Below are 1,172 nucleotides of genomic sequence, written 5' to 3'. Positions count from 1 at the left end.
AACCGAGGACCATTGGGTCATCGGTGCGCGCACGACCTGGACCGATCTTGTCCGTCATCCGCTGCCGGCGGCTTTCGATGCGCTGAAGCAGGCGGCGCGGGAAGTGGGCTCCGTGCAGATCCAGAACGTCGGCTCCATCGCCGGCAATCTCTGCAACGCCTCCCCGGCCGCCGACGGCGTGCCGGCGCTGCTCGTTCTCGACGCCGAGGTCGAACTGCGCTCGATGGCGATGGTCCGTCATCTGCCGCTGGAGAAATTCATCCTGGGAAACCGTCGCACGGAACTGCAGCCGGGCGAAATGGTCACCGCCATTCGCGTGTCGAAAAACGCCTCCGCCGGCACGTCGGCTTTTGTGAAACTCGGCGCGCGTCGCTATCTCGTCATTTCCATAGCGATGGCGGCCGCCCGTCTGACCGTTGAGGACGGCATCGTCGGCAACGCTGCCGTCGCCGTCGGCTCCTGTTCGATTGTCGCCAAGCGTCTCTCGGGCGTCGAAGCTGCGTTGCGTGGCCTCCCGGTCGACCACGCTCTCGTCACTGCGATCCAGTCCGCACCGATGGACGAGCTGTCGCCGATCGGCGATGTCCGCGGCAGCACCGAATACCGGCTGGACGCCGCGCGCGAGATCGTCGCCCGTGCCGTGCTTGATGCCGCGGGTCATGCGCCTACGGAAAAGGTGGCGGCATGAACGAGGCTCAGCCTGACATGAGCATGGAGCGCGTCGACATCGCCTTCGAGGTCAACGGCGCCGCCGTTTCTGTCTGCGTGCCGCCGGTTCGCCGCCTCTCTTCGGTGCTGCGCGACGAATTGCGCCTGACCGGCACCAAGATCGGCTGCGACGCCGGTGACTGCGGCGCCTGTACGGTGCTTGTCGACGGCGAACCCGTCTGCGCCTGCCTCATGTCAGTGGCTTCTGCCGCTGGCACCGTGGTGGCCACGGTCGAAGGGCTCGCCAATGGCAGATTGTCGGCGCTGCAAGCTTCGTTCCTCGACCATGGCGCGGCGCAATGCGGCATCTGCACGCCCGGCCTGCTAATCGCGGCAACCGCGCTGCTGGACCGCACACCCTGTCCAACCGAGGCCGAAACCCAGGATGCGCTGGGCGGCATCCTCTGCCGCTGCACCGGCTACCGGAAGATTGTCGCGGCGGTGATGGATGCGTCGCGCCATGC

At 66.8% G+C, this 1,172-nt stretch carries 2 protein-coding genes; both read left to right on the top strand.

Annotated features, from left to right (window positions below; translation table 11 throughout):
* The coding region (locus E5W87_RS30240; protein WP_292406025.1) for an FAD binding domain-containing protein at window positions 1-688 on the top strand (688 nt) is incomplete at its 5' end.
* Window positions 685-1,172: (2Fe-2S)-binding protein (locus E5W87_RS30235; protein ID WP_292406023.1), on the top strand; the 488-nt coding region annotated here is incomplete at its 3' end. The genes E5W87_RS30240 and E5W87_RS30235, both read left to right, overlap by 4 nt.

The organism is Mesorhizobium sp. (genome assembly GCF_004962925.1).
Lineage (GTDB): Bacteria > Pseudomonadota > Alphaproteobacteria > Rhizobiales > Rhizobiaceae > Mesorhizobium.
Note: the sequence above shows the minus strand (reverse complement) of the source record. Positions and strands in the feature narration are given on the sequence as shown.